Origin of the sequence: Pseudomonas sp. NPDC089569 (assembly GCF_050280625.1) — a bacterium.
Classification (GTDB): domain Bacteria; phylum Pseudomonadota; class Gammaproteobacteria; order Pseudomonadales; family Pseudomonadaceae; genus Aquipseudomonas.
The window spans coordinates 1-19,787 of the sequence record NZ_JBNNVQ010000018.1 but is presented as its reverse complement, the minus strand read 5'-3'; the positions used below and the strand labels follow the sequence as shown (position 1 = coordinate 19,787).

Annotated in this window: 21 protein-coding genes; 14 read left to right on the top strand and 7 right to left on the bottom strand. The window is 55.7% G+C overall.

The window, feature by feature from the left end:
- The first annotated feature begins 147 nt into the window (after positions 1-147).
- From ACQKP2_RS10885 to ACQKP2_RS10850, 8 genes are all read left to right on the top strand, one after another.
- Positions 148-1,341 (top strand): CaiB/BaiF CoA transferase family protein, encoded by a 1,194-nt coding sequence (locus ACQKP2_RS10885; protein WP_427576272.1) that lies wholly within the window; start codon positions 148-150, stop codon positions 1,339-1,341.
- On the top strand, positions 1,338-2,264 hold the full coding sequence (locus tag ACQKP2_RS10880) for a hydroxymethylglutaryl-CoA lyase (RefSeq protein WP_427576271.1): 927 nt from the start codon (positions 1,338-1,340) through the stop codon (positions 2,262-2,264). Before ACQKP2_RS10885 ends, ACQKP2_RS10880 begins: the two co-directional genes overlap by 4 nt.
- 25 nt (positions 2,265-2,289) lie before the next feature.
- Entirely contained in the window at positions 2,290-2,445 is a 156-nt protein-coding gene (locus tag ACQKP2_RS10875) for a hypothetical protein (protein WP_427576270.1), read from the top strand.
- A 25-nt stretch (positions 2,446-2,470) separates the two neighbouring features.
- Positions 2,471-3,802 (top strand): MFS transporter, encoded by a 1,332-nt coding sequence (locus tag ACQKP2_RS10870; protein ID WP_427576269.1) that lies wholly within the window; start codon positions 2,471-2,473, stop codon positions 3,800-3,802.
- A gap of 438 nt (positions 3,803-4,240) precedes the next feature.
- Positions 4,241-4,879: a LysE family translocator gene (locus ACQKP2_RS10865; protein WP_427576268.1), complete on the top strand. Its 639-nt coding sequence runs from the start codon at positions 4,241-4,243 to the stop codon at positions 4,877-4,879.
- 86 nt (positions 4,880-4,965) lie between these two features.
- On the top strand, positions 4,966-6,312 hold the full coding sequence (locus ACQKP2_RS10860) for a diguanylate cyclase domain-containing protein (protein WP_427576267.1): 1,347 nt from the start codon (positions 4,966-4,968) through the stop codon (positions 6,310-6,312).
- A 116-nt stretch (positions 6,313-6,428) separates the two neighbouring features.
- Positions 6,429-6,596: a KGG domain-containing protein gene (locus ACQKP2_RS10855; protein ID WP_427576266.1), complete on the top strand. Its 168-nt coding sequence runs from the start codon at positions 6,429-6,431 to the stop codon at positions 6,594-6,596.
- Between the two features lie 72 nt (positions 6,597-6,668).
- On the top strand, positions 6,669-7,172 hold the full coding sequence (locus tag ACQKP2_RS10850; RefSeq protein WP_427576265.1) for a DUF4142 domain-containing protein: 504 nt from the start codon (positions 6,669-6,671) through the stop codon (positions 7,170-7,172).
- Between the two features lie 7 nt (positions 7,173-7,179).
- On the opposite strand, the gene ACQKP2_RS10845 is transcribed toward ACQKP2_RS10850, so the two are convergent.
- On the bottom strand, positions 7,180-7,590 hold the full coding sequence (locus ACQKP2_RS10845) for a low affinity iron permease family protein (RefSeq protein WP_427576264.1): 411 nt from the start codon (positions 7,588-7,590) through the stop codon (positions 7,180-7,182).
- Between the two features lie 181 nt (positions 7,591-7,771).
- Here ACQKP2_RS10845 and tam point away from each other — a divergent pair, with 181 nt between their 5' ends.
- Positions 7,772-8,542, top strand: a complete 771-nt coding sequence (gene tam / locus ACQKP2_RS10840) for a trans-aconitate 2-methyltransferase (protein WP_427576263.1) — start codon at positions 7,772-7,774, stop codon at positions 8,540-8,542.
- A 300-nt stretch (positions 8,543-8,842) separates the two neighbouring features.
- Here the strand turns inward: tam and ACQKP2_RS10835 are convergent, their stop codons facing one another.
- The 4 genes from ACQKP2_RS10835 to ACQKP2_RS10820 all read right to left on the bottom strand — a co-directional run bounded on the left by ACQKP2_RS10835 (position 8,843) and on the right by ACQKP2_RS10820 (position 10,788).
- The gene (locus tag ACQKP2_RS10835) at positions 8,843-9,571 is read right to left on the bottom strand and encodes a class I SAM-dependent methyltransferase (protein ID WP_427576262.1); all 729 of its coding nucleotides are present in this window, start codon (positions 9,569-9,571) and stop codon (positions 8,843-8,845) included.
- 329 nt (positions 9,572-9,900) lie between these two features.
- Entirely contained in the window at positions 9,901-10,305 is a 405-nt protein-coding gene (locus tag ACQKP2_RS10830; RefSeq protein ID WP_427576261.1) for a type II toxin-antitoxin system HicB family antitoxin, read from the bottom strand.
- Positions 10,306-10,342: 37 nt separating this feature from the next.
- A complete protein-coding gene (locus ACQKP2_RS10825) occupies positions 10,343-10,522 on the bottom strand; it encodes a type II toxin-antitoxin system HicA family toxin (protein WP_427576260.1) in 180 nt (59 codons plus the stop codon).
- 35 nt (positions 10,523-10,557) lie between these two features.
- Positions 10,558-10,788 carry a hypothetical protein gene (locus ACQKP2_RS10820; RefSeq protein ID WP_427576259.1) on the bottom strand — a complete coding sequence of 77 codons (231 nt, stop codon included), beginning with the start codon at positions 10,786-10,788 and terminating at the stop codon, positions 10,558-10,560.
- Positions 10,789-11,516: 728 nt separating this feature from the next.
- Between ACQKP2_RS10820 and ACQKP2_RS10815 the strand changes: the two genes are divergently transcribed.
- The 4 genes from ACQKP2_RS10815 (at position 11,517) to ACQKP2_RS10800 (ending at position 16,064) form a co-directional block, all read left to right on the top strand.
- Positions 11,517-12,317, top strand: coding sequence for a hypothetical protein (locus ACQKP2_RS10815; RefSeq protein ID WP_427576258.1), 801 nt, complete (start codon positions 11,517-11,519; stop codon positions 12,315-12,317).
- A gap of 1 nt (position 12,318) precedes the next feature.
- The gene (locus ACQKP2_RS10810) at positions 12,319-14,784 is read left to right on the top strand and encodes a DEAD/DEAH box helicase (protein ID WP_427576257.1); all 2,466 of its coding nucleotides are present in this window, start codon (positions 12,319-12,321) and stop codon (positions 14,782-14,784) included.
- 106 nt (positions 14,785-14,890) lie between these two features.
- Entirely contained in the window at positions 14,891-15,340 is a 450-nt protein-coding gene (locus ACQKP2_RS10805) for a hypothetical protein (RefSeq protein ID WP_427576256.1), read from the top strand.
- Positions 15,330-16,064: a hypothetical protein gene (locus ACQKP2_RS10800; protein WP_427576255.1), complete on the top strand. Its 735-nt coding sequence runs from the start codon at positions 15,330-15,332 to the stop codon at positions 16,062-16,064. The genes ACQKP2_RS10805 and ACQKP2_RS10800 overlap by 11 nt, the downstream gene beginning before the upstream one ends.
- Positions 16,065-16,461: 397 nt before the next feature.
- Here ACQKP2_RS10800 and ACQKP2_RS10795 read toward each other — a convergent pair whose 3' ends face one another.
- Positions 16,462-18,741 (bottom strand): restriction endonuclease, encoded by a 2,280-nt coding sequence (locus ACQKP2_RS10795; protein ID WP_427576254.1) that lies wholly within the window; start codon positions 18,739-18,741, stop codon positions 16,462-16,464.
- A 326-nt stretch (positions 18,742-19,067) separates the two neighbouring features.
- Here ACQKP2_RS10795 and ACQKP2_RS10790 point away from each other — a divergent pair, with 326 nt between their 5' ends.
- Positions 19,068-19,340 (top strand): hypothetical protein, encoded by a 273-nt coding sequence (locus ACQKP2_RS10790; RefSeq protein WP_427576253.1) that lies wholly within the window; start codon positions 19,068-19,070, stop codon positions 19,338-19,340.
- Positions 19,341-19,659: 319 nt separating this feature from the next.
- On the opposite strand, the gene ACQKP2_RS10785 is transcribed toward ACQKP2_RS10790, so the two are convergent.
- Positions 19,660-19,767, bottom strand: coding sequence for a winged helix-turn-helix transcriptional regulator (locus ACQKP2_RS10785; protein ID WP_427576365.1), 108 nt, complete (start codon positions 19,765-19,767; stop codon positions 19,660-19,662).
- Positions 19,768-19,787 lie beyond the last annotated feature (20 nt).

The following is a 19,787-nucleotide window of genomic DNA, read 5'->3' as shown; positions in this document are numbered from 1 at the left end:
TTCAGTGTGGGAGCGAGCCTGCTCGCGATGGCGGACTTGAGGTTGCGTTCGCGTTTCGCGAACGCTCGTTGCCGAGTGAAGGTTGGATTCACAGGACGCCGTTCCTCTAGCCTTGGTACATAGTCCAAGAACAAGAGGTAACCCGCGATGACTGCCCCCTTGAGTGCAATCAAAGTGATCGAGATCGGCACGCTGATCGCCGCGCCGTTTGCCGCGCGCATGCTGGCCGAGTTCGGCGCCGAGGTGATCAAGATCGAAGCCATGGGGCAGGGCGATCCCCTGCGCAAATGGCGCAAGCTGCACGAAGGCACCTCGTTGTGGTGGTACTTGCAGTCGCGCAACAAGAAGTCCCTGGCGCTTAACCTCAAATCCCCCGAAGGCATCGAACTGGTCAAGCAACTGGCGACCAGCGCCGATGTACTGATTGAAAACCTGCGCCCCGGTGCACTGGAAAAACTCGGCCTGGGCTGGGATGTGCTGCACGCCCTCAACCCCAACCTGACGCTGGTGCGGATCTCCGGTTACGGCCAGACCGGTCCCTATCGTGATCGCCCGGGGTTCGGGGCCATCGGCGAAGCCATGGGCGGCATTCGTTACACCACCGGCACCCCCGGTTCGCCGCCTGCGAGGGTTGGGGTCAGCCTGGGCGACTCGCTCGCTTCGCTGCACGCGGTGATCGGCGCGCTGATGTCGCTGCTGCGGGTCAAGACCGGACAGGGTGAAGGGCAAATCGTCGACGTGTCGCTGGCCGAAAGCGTATTCAACGTCATGGAAAGCCTGGTGCCGGAATACGACATGCTCGGCCATGTTCGTGAGCGCAGTGGCGGTGCGTTGCCGGGTATTGCGCCTTCCAACACCTACCTCACAGGCGATGGCGCCTATGTGGTCATTGCCGGTAACAGCGACCCGATCTATCGTCGCCTGATGAACGTGATTGGCCGCACCGATCTGGCCGAAGCGCCCGAGTTCGCCCATAACGATGGGCGTGCGGCCAAGAGCAATCTGCTCGATGCGGCGATTACCCACTGGACCAGCAGCCTGCCGATAGACGATGTGCTGATGGCGCTGGAAGCCGCCGAAGTGCCGGCCGGGCGAATTTACTCGGTGGCCGATATCGTGGCCGATCCGCATTATCGCGCACGGGACATGCTGCTGGACGCCGAGCTCCCCGGCGGCGCCACAGTGAAGATGCCGGGTATCGTGCCGAAACTCTCGCAGACCCCCGGTGGCGTCAACTGGTCGGGCCCCGGACTGGGCCAGCACACCGACGACATCCTCGCGCAACTGGGGCTCACAAAGACGGATATCGAACGCCTGAAGGGCGAAGGGGTGGTGCAATGATCACTGACTATTCCGATCACCTGATCGTTCAGGAAGTCTCCCCGCGCGACGGCTTGCAGATCGAGCCGACCTGGGTTGAAACCGTCGACAAGATCGCGTTGATCGATCAATTGTCCCTGGCCGGGTTCAGCCGCATCGAAGCCGGTTCGTTCGTATCGCCCAAGGCCATACCGGCACTGCGTGATGGCGAGGCAGTGTTCAAGGGTATTGCTCGCCAGCCGGGGGTGATCTATGTCGCGCTGATCCCCAACCTCAAAGGTGCACAGCGGGCGCTGGCGACCCGGGCCGATGAATTGAATCTGGTGATGTCCGCCAGCCAGACTCACAACCTGGCGAACATGCGCATGCGCTGCGAAGACTCGCTGGCCGCGTTTGGCGAGATTGTCCAGTTCGTGCAGGGTATGCCGGTGCGGCTCAATGCCAGTATCGCCACCACCTTCGGTTGCCCGTTCGAGGGCAGGATCGATGAGGACCGGGTGCTGCAGATCGTCGAGGCCTATCAGGAGCTTGGCATTCAGGGCATCACGTTGGCCGACACCACCGGCATGGCCAACCCGCGTCAGGTCGACCGTCTGGTGCGACGGGTCCTTCAGCGGGTATCGCCGGCGGACCTGACCCTGCATTTCCACAACACCCGTGGCCTCGGCCTGTGCAATGTGCTGGCCGCCTACGAGGCCGGTGCCAGGCGCTTCGACGCGGCACTCGGCGGGCTGGGTGGTTGCCCGTTCGCGCCGGGCGCCTCAGGCAACATTTGCACCGAGGATCTGGTCAATCTGTGCGATGAAGTCGGCATTCGCACGGGCATCGATCTGCCCCTGTTGTTGAAACTGTCGCGAGGGCTGCCAGCACTGCTCGGCCATGAAGTGCCTGGCCAACTGGCCAAGGCCGGACGCAACTGCGACCTGCATCCCGTACCGTCCTGACCACGACACCCCTGTAGGAGCGAGCATGCTTGCGATGGTCGTCAACGATTACGCGGGCTGCCTGACGGAACGCGTTGCCCCGACGTGCTTCGCGAGCATGCTCGCTCCTACAGAAAGCCAAAACGCCAAAACGCCAGAAAACGAACATTTACCAGACAACAAAAACAATCGGACACCCTGAAAGGAAGTCCGCCTGGAGATACGCAATGAGCCTTAATGCATTGGAGGCCGGTGCGAACCCGGCTGCAGGTCACGACGAAGAAAAAGCGCTGGTCGGCAAAGTCGCCTGGCGGTTGATGCCGCTGATCATGGTCTGCTACCTGTTCGCGTTTTTCGACCGCATCAACATCAGTTTCGCCAAATTCCAGCTTCAGACCGACCTGAGCCTGAGCGACACCGCCTATGGTCTCGGCGCCGGGTTGTTCGTGGTCGGTTACGTGATTTTTGAAGTACCCAGCAACATGATGCTGTACAAGGTCGGCGCCCGTCGCTGGATCGCCCGGATCATGATGTCCTGGGGACTGGCGACGGCCCTGATGGTCTTCGTCAACAGCGAATGGCAATTCTATGTGCTGCGCTTCGTGATCGGTGCGATGGAAGCGGGTTTTGCCCCCGGTGTGCTGTATTACCTGACGCTGTGGTTTCCGCAGCACTATCGCGGTCGCATTACGTCGATGCTCTTCCTTTCATCGGCGTTCGCAGGTCTGGTGGGCGCTCCGTTCTCCGGTCTGGTATTGCAGCACCTGGACGGTGTGTTGCAAATGCGCGGCTGGCACTGGTTGTTCCTGCTCGGTGGCGTGCCGTGCATCGGTCTCGGTTTGCTGGTGCTGACCTTGCTCAAGGATCGCATCGAAGACGCCCACTGGTTGACGCCATCGGAAAAAACGCTGCTGGCCAGTCGCATCGCCCACCATGAGCCCCACAAGAGCGGCGGTTCACTGCTCGCGGCATTGAAGATTCCGGGTTTTCTGACCCTGGGCCTGATTTATTTCCTGATTCAAGTGGCGTCCTACGGCTTGAATTTCTGGGCACCGCAACTGATTCGCAGTGCCGGTACCGAGAGCCCGGTGATGATCGGTTTGCTGACGGCCATTCCCTACATATGTGGCGCCATCAGCATGGTGGTCATCGGGCGCTGGTCCGATGCCTCGGGCGAACGACGCAAGTTCGTCGCCGGTCTGGTCGCGGTGGGTGCGCTCGGTTTCTTCAGCGCCGGAATCTTCGCCAGCCACACGACTTTCCTGATCGTCGCATTAGGCCTGCTCGGTGCAGGGATCATCGCCTCCATCCCGAGCTTCTGGACCCTGCCACCGAAGTTGCTGGCCGGTGCCGGCGCGGGAGCCGCGGGCGGGATTGCGGTGATCAACACCCTGGGGCAGTTCGGCGGCATCGTCAGCCCGGTGATGGTCGGGCGGATCAAGGACATGACCGGCAGCACCACCCCGGCGTTGTACGTCATCGGTGTCTGTGCGCTGATTGCGGTGGCGCTGCTGTTGTGGGGGTTGCCGCAGAAATTGCGGACGCTGGACAGGTTTTAAGGGTTCGCAGGCAACGCTGGTTCTTGCACGGACCACGCATCCGGGTAAAGGCTGGCGGTGGCTGCGATCACAGCAGTGCAATCTGCGCAGTCAGATGAACCGTTTCGCGAGCAGGCTCGCTCCCACAGAAATTTGAAGTACCCGATTTCATTCAATGTGGGAGCGAGCCTGCTCGCGAGGACGGGCTGAAAATCGCCACTGCGTTGTCGGCTTACCCCTCGACCCGCCATCAACAAAGCGGGTTTCTTCCTTTCGCCGCCAGGCCTCTGGCGGTGCCTTCCCTTGAACCTCGACGCTCGAGGTTGAAGTCTATGCGGCTGGCGGCGAGTCCCCAGTGTCTTTGCTGGGGAATGCACTTCTTCGACGATCAGTCAGTCACCACCCAATAACCTGATATAAACTGGCCACCATTCACCAAACAGTTCAAAAGGACTTTCCGTGACCCCTTCGTTGCTAATGGCCGTTCTCGCTTCAGGCTTTATTTACGGGATCACGCCTGGGCCAGGTGTGTTGGCGGTGTTCGGGATCGGCGCGGCGCATGGACGGCGGGCCGGGGCGGGGTTTCTTTGCGGGCATTTGCTGGGGGATGTGATCTGGTGCAGCACGGCACTGGTGGCGATTGTCGGCGCGCGGGAAATCGGCAGCACTGCGTTTGACGTACTGGGCCTGCTCAGCGGGCTGTATCTGTTCTGGCTCGGTTTTCGTGCGGTTCGTGCGCGTCGCAGCGCCGGAGAATCACCGCAAGGACCGGCGCGTCAGCCGTTCTGGCATGGCATTGTGTTTGGCCTGACCAATCCGAAGGCCTATCCGGTGGCCGTGGCGACCTTCACTGCGCTGTTGTCCAGCCGCGCCGAATTGTTGACCTGGTCGATGCTGCCGTGGCTGATTTTTCTGAGCTTCGTCGGTGGCCTGATCGCCTACGCTATCCTCATCGGCATTGTCGGGGCGCGCCGGGTGCGCACCCTGTATCAGCGCCATGAGTTGGCGATTACCCGGCTGTGCGGGGTGATGTTCATCGGTTTTGCGATCAACGCCCTGACGCACGCGCTGCCGGGGCTGGTGGCGAACAGGGCTTGAAGCTGATTGCAAGGCTGCATCGGCTGGATACACAGGGGCAGGGATGGTTTCTTATTGCTGCATAGTTCGGACACGTGCTCGGCACCATGACCACCAGAAATTCCGCTCCGTTGGCGAGCTACATCGACCTTTTGCTGGATGCCGTTTGTGCGGTCGACAAACAAGGTCGCTTCGTATTTGTCAGTGCGGCCTGCGAGCGAATTTTCGGCTACAGCCCTGACGAACTGATCGGCCAGCAGATGATCGACCTGGTGCATCCGGCCGATCGCCAGCGCACCCTCGACGCTGCGCGAGAAATCATGGGCGGGGAACCCAAGCTGAATTTCGAAAACCGCTACCTGCGCAAGGATGGCCAGGTGGTGCACATCCTCTGGTCGGCGCGCTGGTCGGAAGTCGATCAACTGCGCATCGCCGTGGCCCGTGACATCACCGAGCGCAAGCAGGCTGAGTCTCGGCAGGCGGCGCTCTATGCGATTTCCGAGGCGGCACATGCGGCGGAAGACTTGCTGGCGCTGTTCAAGCGCGTTCATTTGATTATCGGCGAATGGCTGCCTGCGCTGAATTTCTCCGTGGCGTTGTATGACGAACACTGCGCCGAACTGAAGTTTCCGTACCACGTCGACGATCATGAGCCTCAGCCCGAGCAGCCCGGCACGATCACCGGACGCCTGTGTGGCGAGGTGATTCGTACCGGCTTGCCGATCCTGTTGACCCCGGATCAGGAGCAACCGCCGGTCGGTTTCGAGACGCTCGTGGCCGGACAGGAGGCGCCCTGTTGGCTGGGCGTGCCGTTGAACTCGCAGAAGGGCACCATTGGCGCGCTGATCGTTAAAAGCATGCCCGGTGGTGATCGCTACACCGAGCAGGATAAAGAACTGTTGCAGTATGTCTGCGCCCAGGTCGCAACGGCGATCGAACGCAAGCAATTGCACGCGCGCCTGCAACGCATGGCGCAGTACGACCAGTTGACCCAGTTGCCCAACCGTGAACTGCTGCGCGACCGGCTCAAGATTGCACTTGAAGCCGCGCGTGAAGAGGGCGGACGCATGGCATTGCTGTATGTCGACCTCGACCGCTTCAAGGAAGTCAACGACACCCATGGGCATGCGGTGGGTGACATGCTGTTGCAGACAGTTGCCAATCGCCTCAAAGGCTGTGTGCGAGAAACCGATACCGTGGCGCGTATCGGCGGGGACGAATTCGTGGTGTTGCTGCACAGCATCCATGCCTCGGGAGACGCCGACTGCGTGGCCGGGAAAATCCGCCAGGTCCTGGCCCAACCCTTGCGCCTGGATGGGCACAGCCTGAAAATCCAGCCGAGCATCGGTGTGGCGCAGTACCCCGAACATGGCACCGAAGAAAAGCAGCTGTTCAGGCATGCCGATGAAGCGATGTACTCGGCCAAGCGCGAACACCACCTGAGACTCGTCTGAACGTCCGCCACCGTTCGTCGTGGCGAACTCAGGTTTTCTAAACCTTTTGATAGACGCAAATTCAGATTCTATGCGGGCGCAAGCTTGTCGCGATCATTATCAAGAGGAAGAGAATCATGCCTAATTCAAGAAACTCGAACTCGGGAAACTTCGCCAACGATCGAACCAAGGCTTCTGAAGCCGGTCGCAAAGGCGGGAAAACCACCACCACGACCGTGGATAAAGAACCCTCCAAACCCGATATGGGCCGGAAAGGCGGACATAGCGATCAAAAATCTCGCTAACGGTTGCAGGTGGTTTTGATTGAGAAGCGGGGGCGAAAGCTCCCGTTTGAATTTCTGGAGGAGGGCGCGACCATGAACCGGATGGCCACCCGTTTTCGCAACAGCCTTTTTATCACCCTGTTGGGGTTCTGCGCCGGCAGCGCCCTGGCCCAGACGCCTGCCGAATTCATCAACGATGCTTCGGCCCAGGGCATCGCCGAAATCGAAACCAGTCGCCTGGCGCACCAGAAGTCCGAATCCAAAGAGGTCAAGGACTACACCATTGTCGTGATCAACGACCGCACCACTGCCAACCAGCATTTGGCCAGGATTGCCAAGCAACTGGATCTGCCGGTGGCGCCGCGCGAGGAAGTGATGGACAAGGCCAGAGCCTTGATGCCGCAAGTCATGGAGGGCGAGTCCTTCGATGAGGCCTATGCGGCGAATCAGGTGCAAACCACTGAGCAAGCCATTGAGCAACTTCAACAAACCGCGCTGACGACCGACGTGCCGCAGATCAAGGCGTACGCCGAAGAAACCCTGCCCAAACTGCAAAATCACCTGCAAATGGCTAGGGCTTTGCAAGCCAGCCGCTGACTGCCGATCAACATTCGTTCAGATTCTGCTTGCCCTTTTCCTGGACGACCGTGCCGTCCAGGGAAATGGTCAGGCCCTCGCCAAGACTGCGATAGTGCTTTCTCAGCGCTTCCAGCTCCTTCAGGTCCAGCGCTTCAAGTCCCAGCATCGCGTTCTGTGCTTCCTTTGTCACACGCAGCAACTCATCAACCTTCAAATGCAGAATATCCGTGTCGCGGTTCTGCGTGTTCTGGATCAGGAACACCATCAGGAACGTGATGATGGTGGTCGAGGTGTTGATGATCAGTTGCCAGGTGTCATTGAAGCCGAAAATCGGCCCACTCAAGCCCCACAGAAAAATCAGAAGGATCGCCACCAGGAATGTCTTCGGGCTACCGGCCCAAAGAGCGAGTTTCTGCGCGATTTTTGCGAATTTCATGGCCATTTTCCTTATCAGAGGGCGCCTGAAATTCAGACAGTGGCGGCGCTCTGAAAATTCGGCCCGGGCTTTGGTATGTCGTAAAAGGTGGTTTTGCGGGAGCACTACCCCTGGCCATCGCGGTATCGTAGTGAACAGGTTGTCGGCTTTGGCCCGAACAACGCACCGACAGGAGAACGCAATGAGTTGGTCCGCCAGACAATACGTCGCTTTTGAAGATGAACGCACCCGCCCCGCCCGTGACTTGCTGGCGGCCATTCCCGCTGCCGACGTGCGCACCGCCATCGACATCGGTTGTGGCCCCGGCAACTCTACCGAGTTGCTGGTGGAGCGCTTTACCGGCGCCACGGTGCGAGGGCTGGACAGCTCCACTGACATGATCGACGCCGCACGCAAGCGTTTGCCGCAGGTGCAGTTCGATATTGCCGATATCGACACCTGGAGCGACAACGGGCCCTTCGATTTGATTTTTGCCAATGCGGTATTGCAGTGGGTGCCTGATCACGCAGCGTTGCTGCCTTCGCTGGTGAGCAAACTGGCGCCCGGTGGCAGCCTGGCGATCCAGATGCCGGATAACCTCAACCAACCTTCCCACCGCTTGATGCGTGAAGTCGCGGCACAAGGGCCCTGGGCCGCCAGACTTTTGGGAGCCGCTACTCAGCGCACGGAAATGGCCGATGCCGGCACCTATTACTCGATGCTCAAGCCCCACTGTCGCCGCGTCGACGTGTGGCGCACCACCTATCATCATCCGCTGGCCGGTGGCGCCTCTGCGGTGGTCGAGTGGTTCAAGGGCAGCGGTTTGCGGCCCTTTCTCCAACCGCTGGATGAGGCGGAGCGTGCGCAGTATTTGAAGCAGTATCAAGCGGCCATCGAACAGGCCTATCCGGCGTTGGCCGATGGATCGGTACTGCTGCCGTTCCCGCGCCTGTTTCTGGTGGCCACTCGCTGAAATGAAAAAGGGATAGCTGTCACTTCTATCCCTTTTTTCGAATGCCGGGAACAATCACCGGGATTTGCTTTTCCTCGAACGTCTGGTACTCAGGTATTCAAAAACAAATGAAGAAAAGCCGAACAACCCGATCATTGAAATGATCAGTATCCCCAACTCTGAACTGTCCATATCGACCTCCTGGCGAACGGTGAGATGGCACAATAGGGCATCTGTCGTCAGGCTCAACGCAGGACTACGGCTTCTTTACCGGCGTTTGCGGTTCTATACGCAAACAATACGAGCTGCAACAGCAGGCGCTTAGCGTTGTACGCCAACCAGCATCAACATCGGCCGTTCTCGCTCCTCGGCCAGCGCAGGTTGCGCCGCGACCTCGGCATCGGACGGGCCCCATTCGTTGACGTGCCGGATGTCGAAGCCGGCTTCAATGAGCAGGTTGAGCAAGGTGCCAACTGTGCGGTGCTGTTTGACCACACCGTCCGCCAGCCAGTTGGTTACGCGTTCACCCTCCATTTGGTAGCAATCGACTGGCCAGCGCTTGCGACCTTTGATATCGATGATCCAGCCGGGATTGCGCGGCGCCATGAAGATCGGGTGTTCGATGGAAAACACGAAGCGCGCGCCAGGCTTCAGGGCGGCATGGAGGTTGGCGAACAGGCCCGGCAAATCCTTGATGTAATGCAACGCAAGAGAGCTGTAGGCAAGATCGAAACTGTTTGCCGGCAAATCGATGTGTTCCAGGTCGGCGTGCTCGTAACGGATGTTGGCGGCGCGGGTCGTGTTGCGCGCCCGCTCAAGCATTTTCTGCGAAACGTCCAGGCCAAGCAGGCTGGCGGCGCCTTGCTCACTGGCCCAACGGCAAAACCAGCCGTAACCGCAACCGAGGTCCACCACCTTCAAGCCCTGCATCGGTGGCAACATCGATTTCAGCGCAGGCCATTCCGGCGCGGCATCCAGGCCGCCTATCGAGCGGGCCATCTGGCTGTAGCCCAGGAAAAATCCGGGGTCGTCGTAGATGTTTTGAGTCATGTCAGGGTGCTCTGTCGAGTCATTTCATTGGCAACGCCAGACGTCGCCGTTTGGGTTCCCTCGAAAATGAAAGCGCGTGTTCGTCCACGGCTGCGCGGTGCAGAGGGTGATTGGAAACCCTAATGGTTCGGGCGGGGAAGGGAAACACGTCGAGCGTTGTGGATTTGTAAACGCGCCCCTGTGGGAGCGAGCCAGCTCGCGACGGTGGCTGAACAGATGACGACAGTGTCCGCCATTCAACTGACATTCATGTGCCACACGTAACAGGCTAATTCTCTTCCACAAAAAACCGGCCATTCAGGCCGGTTCATACACCGCAGTGGCCAGGTTCAGCCCTGCAAAACCTTCAGGGCCGCCGAAGCCAGAAAGCCGGAGCGGCTTTTCTCCTCCGGATGATGCAGAACGTACTCATCAATCCGATTGAGCAGGTAGCCAGGCAACGTGATGTTCAGTTTCTGAGCCTTGCCCAGGTATTTTGTAACGTCGATGTCCACCAGCGCCCAGGCACAACCCGCGTATTTCGGGTTGGCGGCGTGCAAGGTCACTTTATTGGCGGGCGGAATGGGTGAGCCGTCTTCGGCCAGAATTTCGAAATGGCCTTCAATGGCTTCCCGCGCCATGGCCATGGCATCGTCCAGGTCTTCCCCGGCGGAGAAGCATCCTGGAATGTCCGGTACTTCCACTCCCCAGGCGTGCTCTTCGTCGCCCATTGAAATCGCAATCGGGTAAAGCATGTTCAGTGTCCTCCAGGGACTCGGCGCATCGGGCTCGCTAGAGCAGCGCCTGTTGCAAAATACTGATGGCCGTTTTCTTGAGCAGGTCCTTTTTCGGATGAGGGACCGTCACCAGCCCCGGCTTCACCGGATGCTTGAAGTGATGATGACTCCCTCGGATTCGTACCAGATACCATCCATCCGCAACGAGCTGGCTTATCAAAAATCGGCTATTCACATCACCTCCCTGTGGTGTGCTTGTGGTTACTATACCTACTGATTTTTTGTTATCAACACTATAACCACCAAAACGTTCCAGTTTTTGGTGACTTCAGGCGACAGGGAGAGTCTAGGAGGGCGATGAAGTGATGGCTCAGGCGAGGCTGCAATGAAGCTTTCTTGTGTATTGCGAGAATTTTCAGGAGGTGTAAGAACTTCCAGATCCAGCCAAATTCCGGGCACAAAAAAACCGGCCATCAAGGCCGGTTTTTTCTTTGGCTGCATCCCCCGTCAAAATGACGTGAGACAAGAATCGATTGGAGCGGGTGAAGGGAATCGAACCCTTATTGGACAAAAGGGCAGGCGAAGTGTGTAAGTGTGTAAGTGTGTGTGGCCCCACACGAATTGCCTGGCTACCGTTTACGGCATGGTGGATCTCCATCGGCCTTTACTCACCTAGTGAGTACCGATTGAGATCTTCCCCACAAAAATTGCTATAGCAAGGGGGCAGTTCACTAGGCTGCCGCCCGATACCGACTCATCAGGTCTTAGCCGACTTCTATCAATCTCGAATGCTCATTCACTCCAATACCGCGCAGAAGGCCCCTGCAAAGGCTGCAAAGATTGATCAACTATTGTCCTGCAGCTCACGAATTGGAATGCCAGCATCGAACACGGTTTACGTTTTGATTGGCAACAGTCAACGTCGGTGTATGGGGTTATCTACAATGCTGTGGGTCTTCTGATCCGTTGCCTTCAAATGCACTCATCTTGTCCTTAAATCCGACTTCGACGATTTGCACCAAAATTAGCTCCAATTTTTGTTTACCTGTCACCATCGATCACGCTAATTTGCGGTTGGGATGGCACGGTGCCGCTATTGCGTGTCTCCAGATTCACCTTGCATACGCTTGTCTCTGACCAGCTGTTACCTACCCTGACTCGGGACGGGATCATCAAATGTGTGTTCAACCGCATGAGGACTCTGCGGTTTCTGCTCTGTGGGAAGTGTTATGGACGGCGTCAGCTTCAAGCAGGTCGATCAGTATGCCCTGTGTTGTGTCGAGAATTTTTCTGATGAGCTCAAGCAGGCGCTGAGGGATAACCTCACGCGGATCTGTCATGGCGCTGACCAAGCCAGCAAGGACAGGGCGATCTACAAATACCCTGCAACGATCAAGCATTTCTGGGAAGAGCGCTATTCCCAGAAAGCTTGGGAAACCCGGATCGGCATGCTGGGAGAGCTCCTTTCCCATGTCATTATCCTGAAGCTGTTCCCTGATTTCGACGTCGTCTCACCATTCTTCAATATGGAAGAAAAGAGCATCCGCAAGGGATTCGACCTTCTGCTGTATGAGACCTCGAAAAACAACGTCTGGATCACCGAGGTCAAGTCAGGTGGTAAAGGGAAGGACAAGACCTCATGTTCGGCCACCAGCGCGCTGCTACGCCTGGCAAGGGATGATCTCAAGAGGCGTTTGGCGGAGCCGGAGCTCAACCACTGGCTCAATGCGATCAATGCTGCTCGCAATGCCATCCACAACAAGGCCAAGTACCGAGACTCTGTTATCGAGATCTTGGAGCTTGAAGGTGACTTGGCCGAAGGAAATGGCGCCACAGCCTCGGACAACAATGTGTTTCTTATAGCCGCCCTGTTCAGTGATGTTTCCCAATCAATCGCCGAGCAGACTGTGTCCAAATTCACCACTAAGCTGGTGGAGGACTCGGTGTTCAAGACGGTGTGGGTGTTGTCCCTTCACAAAGGAACCATGGAAAAGCTGGAAGCGTTTTTGAAAACGGAAGCGGGGCACTAGCATGGAAGAGCTGACTATCAGGAAACTGGCCAATACCAAATTCAAAGGTCTGTATTTTCAGCTTCTCAAAGGAGATGAACTGGAGAACTCGGAGATCGTCAAGCTTCTGGCCATCGCGGTGCTGCTCCTGAATCACAAAACGCCCGAGATCCGACGTCTGGGCTACCGCATCATCCTGTTCTACGGGAACGCATCTGGCCAATATCAGGCGCTCTACGATGTAGCGCTCAACAGCGGACTGCACCCCATCTCTGCTGTGATCAGCAGCCATTTTTCCCAAGATGATCCTCGGAGCGAATCGTTCATCCGGAACATCGTGGGCAGCTACGTCGACACCTTTCGCGACCAGGGCATTGTGCTGACTGAGCAACAGGACGCCCTGCGGACATTCGTTCAATCGGAGTACCGTAAGTCCTCCGTCGTGGTCGCTCCGACCTCCTACGGCAAGTCTGAACTCATCATCCAGTCGGTGAGGGAGAATCCGGAGAAGCGAGTGCTGATCCTCGTGCCGTCGAAGGCACTCTTGGCTCAGACAAAAAAGCGTTTGATCTACGCGGACATCGAAGGGCTGGGTAAGGTGGTGACCCACCCCGAAATGTTCTCAGTGGAGCGGAACAACAGAGCGTTTGTCTTGACCCAGGAACGGCTCAATAGGCTCCTAAACGAGAACGTCGGCCTGACCTTCGATATGGTCTTCGTGGACGAAGCACATAACCTGCTGCAGAGCGACCGGAGGAGTGAGTTGCTCGCGGCCATGCTGTGCATCTTGGGTGCTCGGAATCCCGAGACGTCCTTCAAATTCCTGACGCCTTTCCTGTGCGATGAGCTCAGTGTCCGGGTGCGGTTTCTTGACATGACCCCCACGGGGTTCAAGATCGACGAGTACATCAAATCTGAGCGCTTCTACATCAGGGATTTCAGGGGCGGGAGGGGCGAGACAAAGCTCAAGCTCTACGACCATTTCCTCAATGACTTGATGGAATTCGACAGGAAGTACGCCAACTGCTTCGAGCTAATCAAGGGCGAGGCGCTGTCCAAGAACATCGTCTACGGCAACAAGAAGAAAAGCATCGAGTCATTCGCTGTCGAATTGGCCGCAGTGCTGCCATCTGTGAAATGCCCGCTCATCCAGACAGCGTGCGACGAGTTGGAGGAGATTTTTGACCGGCGTTACAAGCTTATTGATTGCTTGCGTAAAGGGGTCATGTACCACCACGGCTCGATTCCCGACACTATTCGTCTGTACCTGGAAAACCTCTTCAGCAGCTCCAAGAAAATGAAATTCCTAGTCTGTAATTCAACCCTATTGGAGGGGGTGAACCTGCCGATCGAGCGGCTTTTTGTCTTCGACTTTACCAAAGGGCGAAGCTACTTGACCTCTTCCCAGTTCAAGAATTTGGTGGGACGTGTTAACCGGTTCAGTGAAGTGTTTGCGCCAGGGGCAGAGGCTGCATTGAAGAAGCTAGAGTCCAGTATTTATCTCTTGGGGGTGGATGGCTACACCAGCAAGCGAGCTGATCTGGAGGCCTACTACCAGAAGGCTGTCAACGTTTCTAAGGTCGACAAGGACACCGTCAGCAACGTACTGCTTGAGGCCACCAACATCGTTGAGGGTAAGGTGTCTGAACTGTATGAAGACGCCGTTGCTCGGCTCGAAAACCTGCACCCTGGTGTTGTTCGTGATCGCGAGTGCAGGTACGTCCAGACAGCGGTGGGCAAGCTTCTCATCGCGAATAGCGTCAGTGAAATTGACGTGTTCTCGGAAGAGGAGGCCATTGATGCCAAGATCCAACGAAGCATTGAGGTAAATGGGCAGATCAATACCGTTGACAGGCTGATGCTTGCGATCGCGAGATCCTTTATTGACCACTTCGACGAGAACCGCGAGTACAGTGACCTACTGCGTCTCAAGGAAGAGGCTGCACGGAAATTCTACGCCATGCTGCTGGATTGGAAGCTGAATAAATACAGCGTGAAGCAGACCATCCGGTTGACGCTCAGGTACTGGACGAAGCTGGTGGAAAATAGCGGTAACGATTACGTGTTCGTGGGCCGCTGGGGAGACACGACTTACCGTGAGAGCAAGCACGAGAGCTGGGTCAGGATCTCCAAAAAGGATGACGCCGAGCGAATCAACCTAGCCATTGTCCGTCTCAAGGATGAGGACGATTTCTTCGACAACAAAATCTTCAAATTTGTCGAGGTTTTGAACGGCGTAGGTGCACTCGATCCTGGGTTCTACAAACTCATCAAGTACGGTACGGCGGATGACACCAAGATCAAGCTGATCCGTGATGGGTACAGCCATGGCCTAGTGGATCTGATGCTGGAGAAGTACCCCGAAACGGTACGGGCGACAATCAGCGGCGAGATCGAAGTGAGCCCACGTCTGGTCAACAAAATGGTCGAGAATAGTGAGAGCGATCTGCTGATTTTTGAGGCCAAGATGAACCTCAAGCCAGTCTGATCAGCGCTCTTGGTCATCGCATGGTAGGTTGTTCGCAGACGCTTGCCAGGCGTTATCCGCTTGGGTTAATTGAAGTTTTGCCGCCGTGTCTGACATTGAGGGAATTATGGGCAACACGAAAGACATTGAAACCAAGAGCCTCTTGGACATGAGCCAGGAGGAGCTTGAGTCTGCCTACACGCTTGAGGAACTGTCATCTGAGCTAAAGGCTCTGCTTCCTGACGACGTCAGCTTTGATGGCGTCAAGACGTGGGATGAGTTCGAACGCATGCGGGGTATGTTTCGCTTTTTAATGAACTACAAAACTCGACTGAAAGAGGAATACTTCTTATCTGAAGAGGCGAAAGCGATCTACGAACTTACTGAGTTTGATGGCGAGCAGCAGCAGGAGAAGCTTGGTATAACGCAGGCGCACTACAAGGATCTAAAAAAGGCTAAAAGCTGGCGGTCAAAATATACCTTTATCTATCCGGATAAATGCAGTCATGTTAATGCCACCCAAGCTTCTGCTGTGGTGAACGGGTTGTATGAAAGGATGATCAAGAATGGACGATGATAAGCAACTTCGTCCCTTATTTGGCGAATTCAATAGTTTGAATTTCGACTTGAAGAACCTTCCTAGCCATGTAAACCAAAGGCACGCCAGGCGTACCTACAACGCCTGGCAATCCGGGACATTGGTCGATGGTACAGGAGCAGTTTGGATCAACGCCGAGCAACTGGCTGCTATTTGGCGTACTGACAAGGCAACAGCTGATTATTTTGTTGATGGCATCCTAAAGAAGGATAAGGCTAATTTTGGTGATGGCCTTTGCGTTAAATATTCTGCGGTGATTTATAGGTTGAACGAGCTCATACTCGGCCCAATAGATCATAAGCGCAGAGAGTATCTGCGTGTGTCAGATCAAATGGGACGGAGCGCTCGGGATTCCGATCCTGCTGAAGTCATAAGGATGAGGCACTCGGAATTGATTTCCGATACGGTGAGGGAGCTCAAGAAAAAACGCATGTCGGTATATGGCATTATGTGTGATGAGCTTACACGCCAGCCTCTTGGCTTTCGGACTGCTGAATTCCACCATATACGACGTCAATCAATTTCAGTTGATCTGATCAGTATGGTCTGGAATGGTTTGATAGTCGATCGTAGTACTCACGATATAATCACCCAGCGTGGTATCTGTGATGAGCACCAGCTGTTGGCGCTCTGCCACGCCATGGAATGGGATACCGCGTGGTTTGATACGTACCTCCAAGAGCTACAGAACGCGGGTCTTTAGCCTCTGTGGTCGGTAGATCGGTACCGCTGCTCACAGGCTCCCGTGAATGCTGCAAGAGGCGTTGGGGAGAGAGCATGCCCGCGCAAATCCGGCGTTGGAATCTCAGGGCGTGACGGTCTGGTTGCTCCCTGAACGTACCGGTTTCCTCGCTACGACTCGTCAGCACTCATTCCGGATAGGGAACGAACCGAAGGAACTGTGACACGGTGTAATCGTGGCGTGTGCTCAAGATCCTGCTCAGGCCATCTAGGATTCGCATCCTGGATGACCTGGATGCCCAATGAGTCCTTCTTAAGTCAGGCCTGATCTTTGCGTTTACTGCGCAGACGGGCCACACGGGCTTACAGACCTGGTGAGTCACTGGAAGGAACGATCTGGGTAAGGACGAGTTGCATGCCTAATCTTCGTCGATGTCACTGAACGTAGAGCGCTGCCCCCTGCTGGATGGTGCTTCAGCCGTGGGCATGTCAAAGAACACGCTCGTGCCCTGATCTTCCGATTGCCTGTGCTCGCATGCAGAAATTGCGACACGGGCATCGTATGAAAGCTGTCGCAGATGTTGCTTCAGGTCTTCGTCATTGATGGCCAATACTTCGGCGTTTTTTATGAACGATGTGACCTTCAAAAACTGATCCTCGATATCGAAATCAAGATCCACATCCTCCTCAATATCTGTGATCTCCTGGGAGATGTGATTATTGAGGATATCAAGAATCTTCACGGTTAAAGTGATCAGCTCATGGGGCCTGAACAGGCTCAGAATCTCTTCGCTGGGGAAAAACGAAATATCCCAGTCTTTGAGCGCGGCCCTCTCCAGGTCAACGCAGCTCCGACTTCTTACGTCCTCAGGGAGGAGTAACATCGAATGCGCCTGGGCAAACGTACGATACTCGGCCCGCCATGCGATTTTGTGCCAAAGCCCAGAGCGACCTCTGCGGCGCAGCAGCTCTGGTTCCAACTCTATAAGCCGCTTCAGAAAGGGCAGAGGGGCACGTCTGCTAAGGAAGGAAAACAAGTTTTCGTTTTCGTTGGGTTCGTTTGGAATTTCCAACAATCGCTCAGCCAAAGTTTCAAAATGCGCTGTACGGATTAACACGGCGTCTTTCACGCTCGGCGCTCCATCGCAGACGGCTTCAGTCAGAATCGTCCCTGTTTTTGCACCTTTGAGGTAGAAGCCCACCAAGTCTGGACGAGCACTGAGAATGCTGCTGATGGCGTCTGCGAAAGTCGGGTGAATGAAAGACCAGTAGATCTCGTGGTTTTCCTCTTTTTGCGTCAGGAAGGAATCTTTCAGTTGAAGGAACGCCTGGGAGATGAGCGCTTCCGAGGTACCAAATTTATCCGCAACCATTTGGATGCCTTCAAGCTCGCCTTGAACTGGCAGGCGCGACCGTGAAAGAAACACGATGGTCATGGCTGCTAATTGGGGAGTGGCTAACTCATTGATCGTGTCTTTCAAAAAATCCTGTGGATGATTGATGAAGCGGATAAGGTCATCTGGAAGTTTTTTGATTGCGGATGTGTAGGTGGGATCGCCAAGGCGTCGTGCGATTTCAGGTAGCAGGTTTAGGTCTTCTGAAATGCCGGTTAAGTGAGGTTTAACCCGACTTTTCCAGTCGTGAGGCTGCACACCAGCTTTGATGTGGTTGTACAGAATCTGCTCACGCTCACTCGCAAGCAGCTGACCTACCTGAACGGTCGCTTTCCCGCTAGCAAGCAGTTGGTGGTTACGAGTTCCGAGACGAAGCTTGGCTTCATTCCAGATGTGCGTCCGGGAGGTGAGTATGAAATAGCAGCCCTGCTCCAATGCAGTCTTCATCTTGGGAAGGAATTCAATCCAGGAATCTACGTAATCTTCCCTCATCTGGTTTGGGCCAAATGCATCGTCCACCCAAAACAGTCTCTTGGGCTCATTAGGGTTCCAATGCGTTTTTATTTCCAATGGGCCGTCACACTTAAAGCACTCCAACTGATCAGTGTCTGCTGCCATCGTTGCGAGGATAGCCGCGAGCATCGACTTACCAGCTGCCGGTGCTCCTAGAAGCAATACGAGTCGATGTTCTCCGAGCACCTTGACCGCTGCTCTGTGTGCGTCTGTGGGAACGTAGATTCGGAGGGAGGGAAGAAGATGTCCCAGCAGCGCACGGGTCTGTGTCGCACATCGTTCGTCAATGATTGATGACAGATCTCCGAGACCATAGACCCTGGGTACCAAGGCTCTCAAGCGGGCACTGGCACGAATCTCGGTCGTCAGCCATTCCTTACCAAACACATGGGGGGATTGAACACCGTGAGCTTTCAGTAGATCTCGTATGTTGGCTGCTACAGGGGCATCCACTCCCATGTTTGTGATCAGGTAATAGCTAGTCGCGCGACCGTCTTGAACCAAAGACGCCACGCTTTCTAGCTCAGAGCATATATCGCTGACTTTCAGGCGGCGCTCAGGCTTGCCACTGAATTTGCATTGGACGGTCGCCTCTTGGGACAGTCCAGTTTCATCCTCCAGCAGGAACACTGCATCTTGGCCGCCATCTTGAGCTTCTCGATAGGTTGAAACCGCCCGATGAAGGGATTCACTGCATACTTGAGCGCAGAGATCCTGAAACGCTTTCCAACCCAGCGTGTGCAGAGCAAAGTCTGGCTGGTAAGCAGCTTGTGCGGAAGAAGGCAGGTTCATGATGGGGCAGTCCTTGAGCGTTCGAGCAGAGGCCATGCTCGTCAACGAAGTATTGCACTTGTTGGCAGTCTTGAGGTGCAGCCGTATTGCAGCGTTCCGTATCGCAAATAAGGCTGCCGGTAAGTTCCAGGTTGCCGCGACCTATTTTACTGACTCGTCGATTGCTCGGAGACCTTTCACGCAGAATTTAGTCTATGTCGTGATCACGTGTCGTCGCGACCGACGTGCCGGGAATTCCAACCCCTATTTTGAGATGCAAGGATCTGGAAATCAGGGAAACATTTGGGGGGCAGATTTCTTGTTCACCGAAAAAGGAGTTACCCGTCTTGAATCTTGTGAAAGTCAGACTCAAAAAGCTGTTCAGCTATACCCAGACTGCCTTGGCCAAACGCGTCGTAGCTTGCCTGGTTTTCCCCGTAGTACTGCATCAACTCACGGAGAAGTCGCATGACGTTTTCAAGGCGACTTTTAATCTGGTGCACATCATGGGTTTCTGGCAGTCCTTACCCTATGTTGTGGTCTGTGCACTGGTAATAGCCATCACTCGATGGGCAGTGATTATTGGCCATCGGTTGCGAAGCGCCTACAAGTTGGTGTGAGCATTGCACTCACCGGTGGCTGGTGCTCTTTTAAGCCAGAAGAGGGAGTAAGCGCCATCGTCACTATGCGAGCGCTGGCTTCAGCAAGGATGCTGAAAGCTGACGTCAGACGTTTTGACGTACGGTTCTCAACAGCTTAAGCGCTATGACGGAATATTCGTACTGAACTGATAGGGCAAGGTTGATCAGTTAGGCGGGTTCAATTTTGGGCAAAGTGGATGGCAGGGATGGGTGGTCTTTCAGTTGCGGGCAGACGATTGACTTCCGGTCAACACTGGACGTGTTGACGGCCTGCCCAGCATTTGGATTTTCCAACGAATCAGTTTTTGTCCGTTTTTTTCAGATGCCTGGTAACAGTCGATTTTGCAATCTTTAGACGCCGAGCAACCTCAGCTTGCGTAAGCCCCTCATCCATCAATTTGATGATCTTGAATTTCAGTTCAGCCG

Coding starts and splice junctions, on each gene's coding strand:
- ACQKP2_RS10820 (WP_427576259.1), bottom strand. CDS start 10,788: ATGCAGCCAAAGAAAAAACCGGCCTTGATGGCCGGTTTTTTTGTGCCC.
- ACQKP2_RS10830 (WP_427576261.1), bottom strand. CDS start 10,305: ATGCTTTACCCGATTGCGATTTCAATGGGCGACGAAGAGCACGCCTGG.
- ACQKP2_RS10795 (WP_427576254.1), bottom strand. CDS start 18,741: ATGAACCTGCCTTCTTCCGCACAAGCTGCTTACCAGCCAGACTTTGCT.
- ACQKP2_RS10880 (WP_427576271.1), top strand. CDS start 1,338: ATGATCACTGACTATTCCGATCACCTGATCGTTCAGGAAGTCTCCCCG.
- ACQKP2_RS10870 (WP_427576269.1), top strand. CDS start 2,471: ATGAGCCTTAATGCATTGGAGGCCGGTGCGAACCCGGCTGCAGGTCAC.
- ACQKP2_RS10810 (WP_427576257.1), top strand. CDS start 12,319: ATGGAAGAGCTGACTATCAGGAAACTGGCCAATACCAAATTCAAAGGT.
- ACQKP2_RS10855 (WP_427576266.1), top strand. CDS start 6,429: ATGCCTAATTCAAGAAACTCGAACTCGGGAAACTTCGCCAACGATCGA.
- ACQKP2_RS10815 (WP_427576258.1), top strand. CDS start 11,517: ATGGACGGCGTCAGCTTCAAGCAGGTCGATCAGTATGCCCTGTGTTGT.
- tam (WP_427576263.1), top strand. CDS start 7,772: ATGAGTTGGTCCGCCAGACAATACGTCGCTTTTGAAGATGAACGCACC.
- ACQKP2_RS10875 (WP_427576270.1), top strand. CDS start 2,290: ATGCTTGCGATGGTCGTCAACGATTACGCGGGCTGCCTGACGGAACGC.
- ACQKP2_RS10850 (WP_427576265.1), top strand. CDS start 6,669: ATGAACCGGATGGCCACCCGTTTTCGCAACAGCCTTTTTATCACCCTG.
- ACQKP2_RS10805 (WP_427576256.1), top strand. CDS start 14,891: ATGGGCAACACGAAAGACATTGAAACCAAGAGCCTCTTGGACATGAGC.
- ACQKP2_RS10860 (WP_427576267.1), top strand. CDS start 4,966: ATGACCACCAGAAATTCCGCTCCGTTGGCGAGCTACATCGACCTTTTG.
- ACQKP2_RS10835 (WP_427576262.1), bottom strand. CDS start 9,571: ATGACTCAAAACATCTACGACGACCCCGGATTTTTCCTGGGCTACAGC.
- ACQKP2_RS10845 (WP_427576264.1), bottom strand. CDS start 7,590: ATGAAATTCGCAAAAATCGCGCAGAAACTCGCTCTTTGGGCCGGTAGC.
- ACQKP2_RS10885 (WP_427576272.1), top strand. CDS start 148: ATGACTGCCCCCTTGAGTGCAATCAAAGTGATCGAGATCGGCACGCTG.
- ACQKP2_RS10800 (WP_427576255.1), top strand. CDS start 15,330: ATGGACGATGATAAGCAACTTCGTCCCTTATTTGGCGAATTCAATAGT.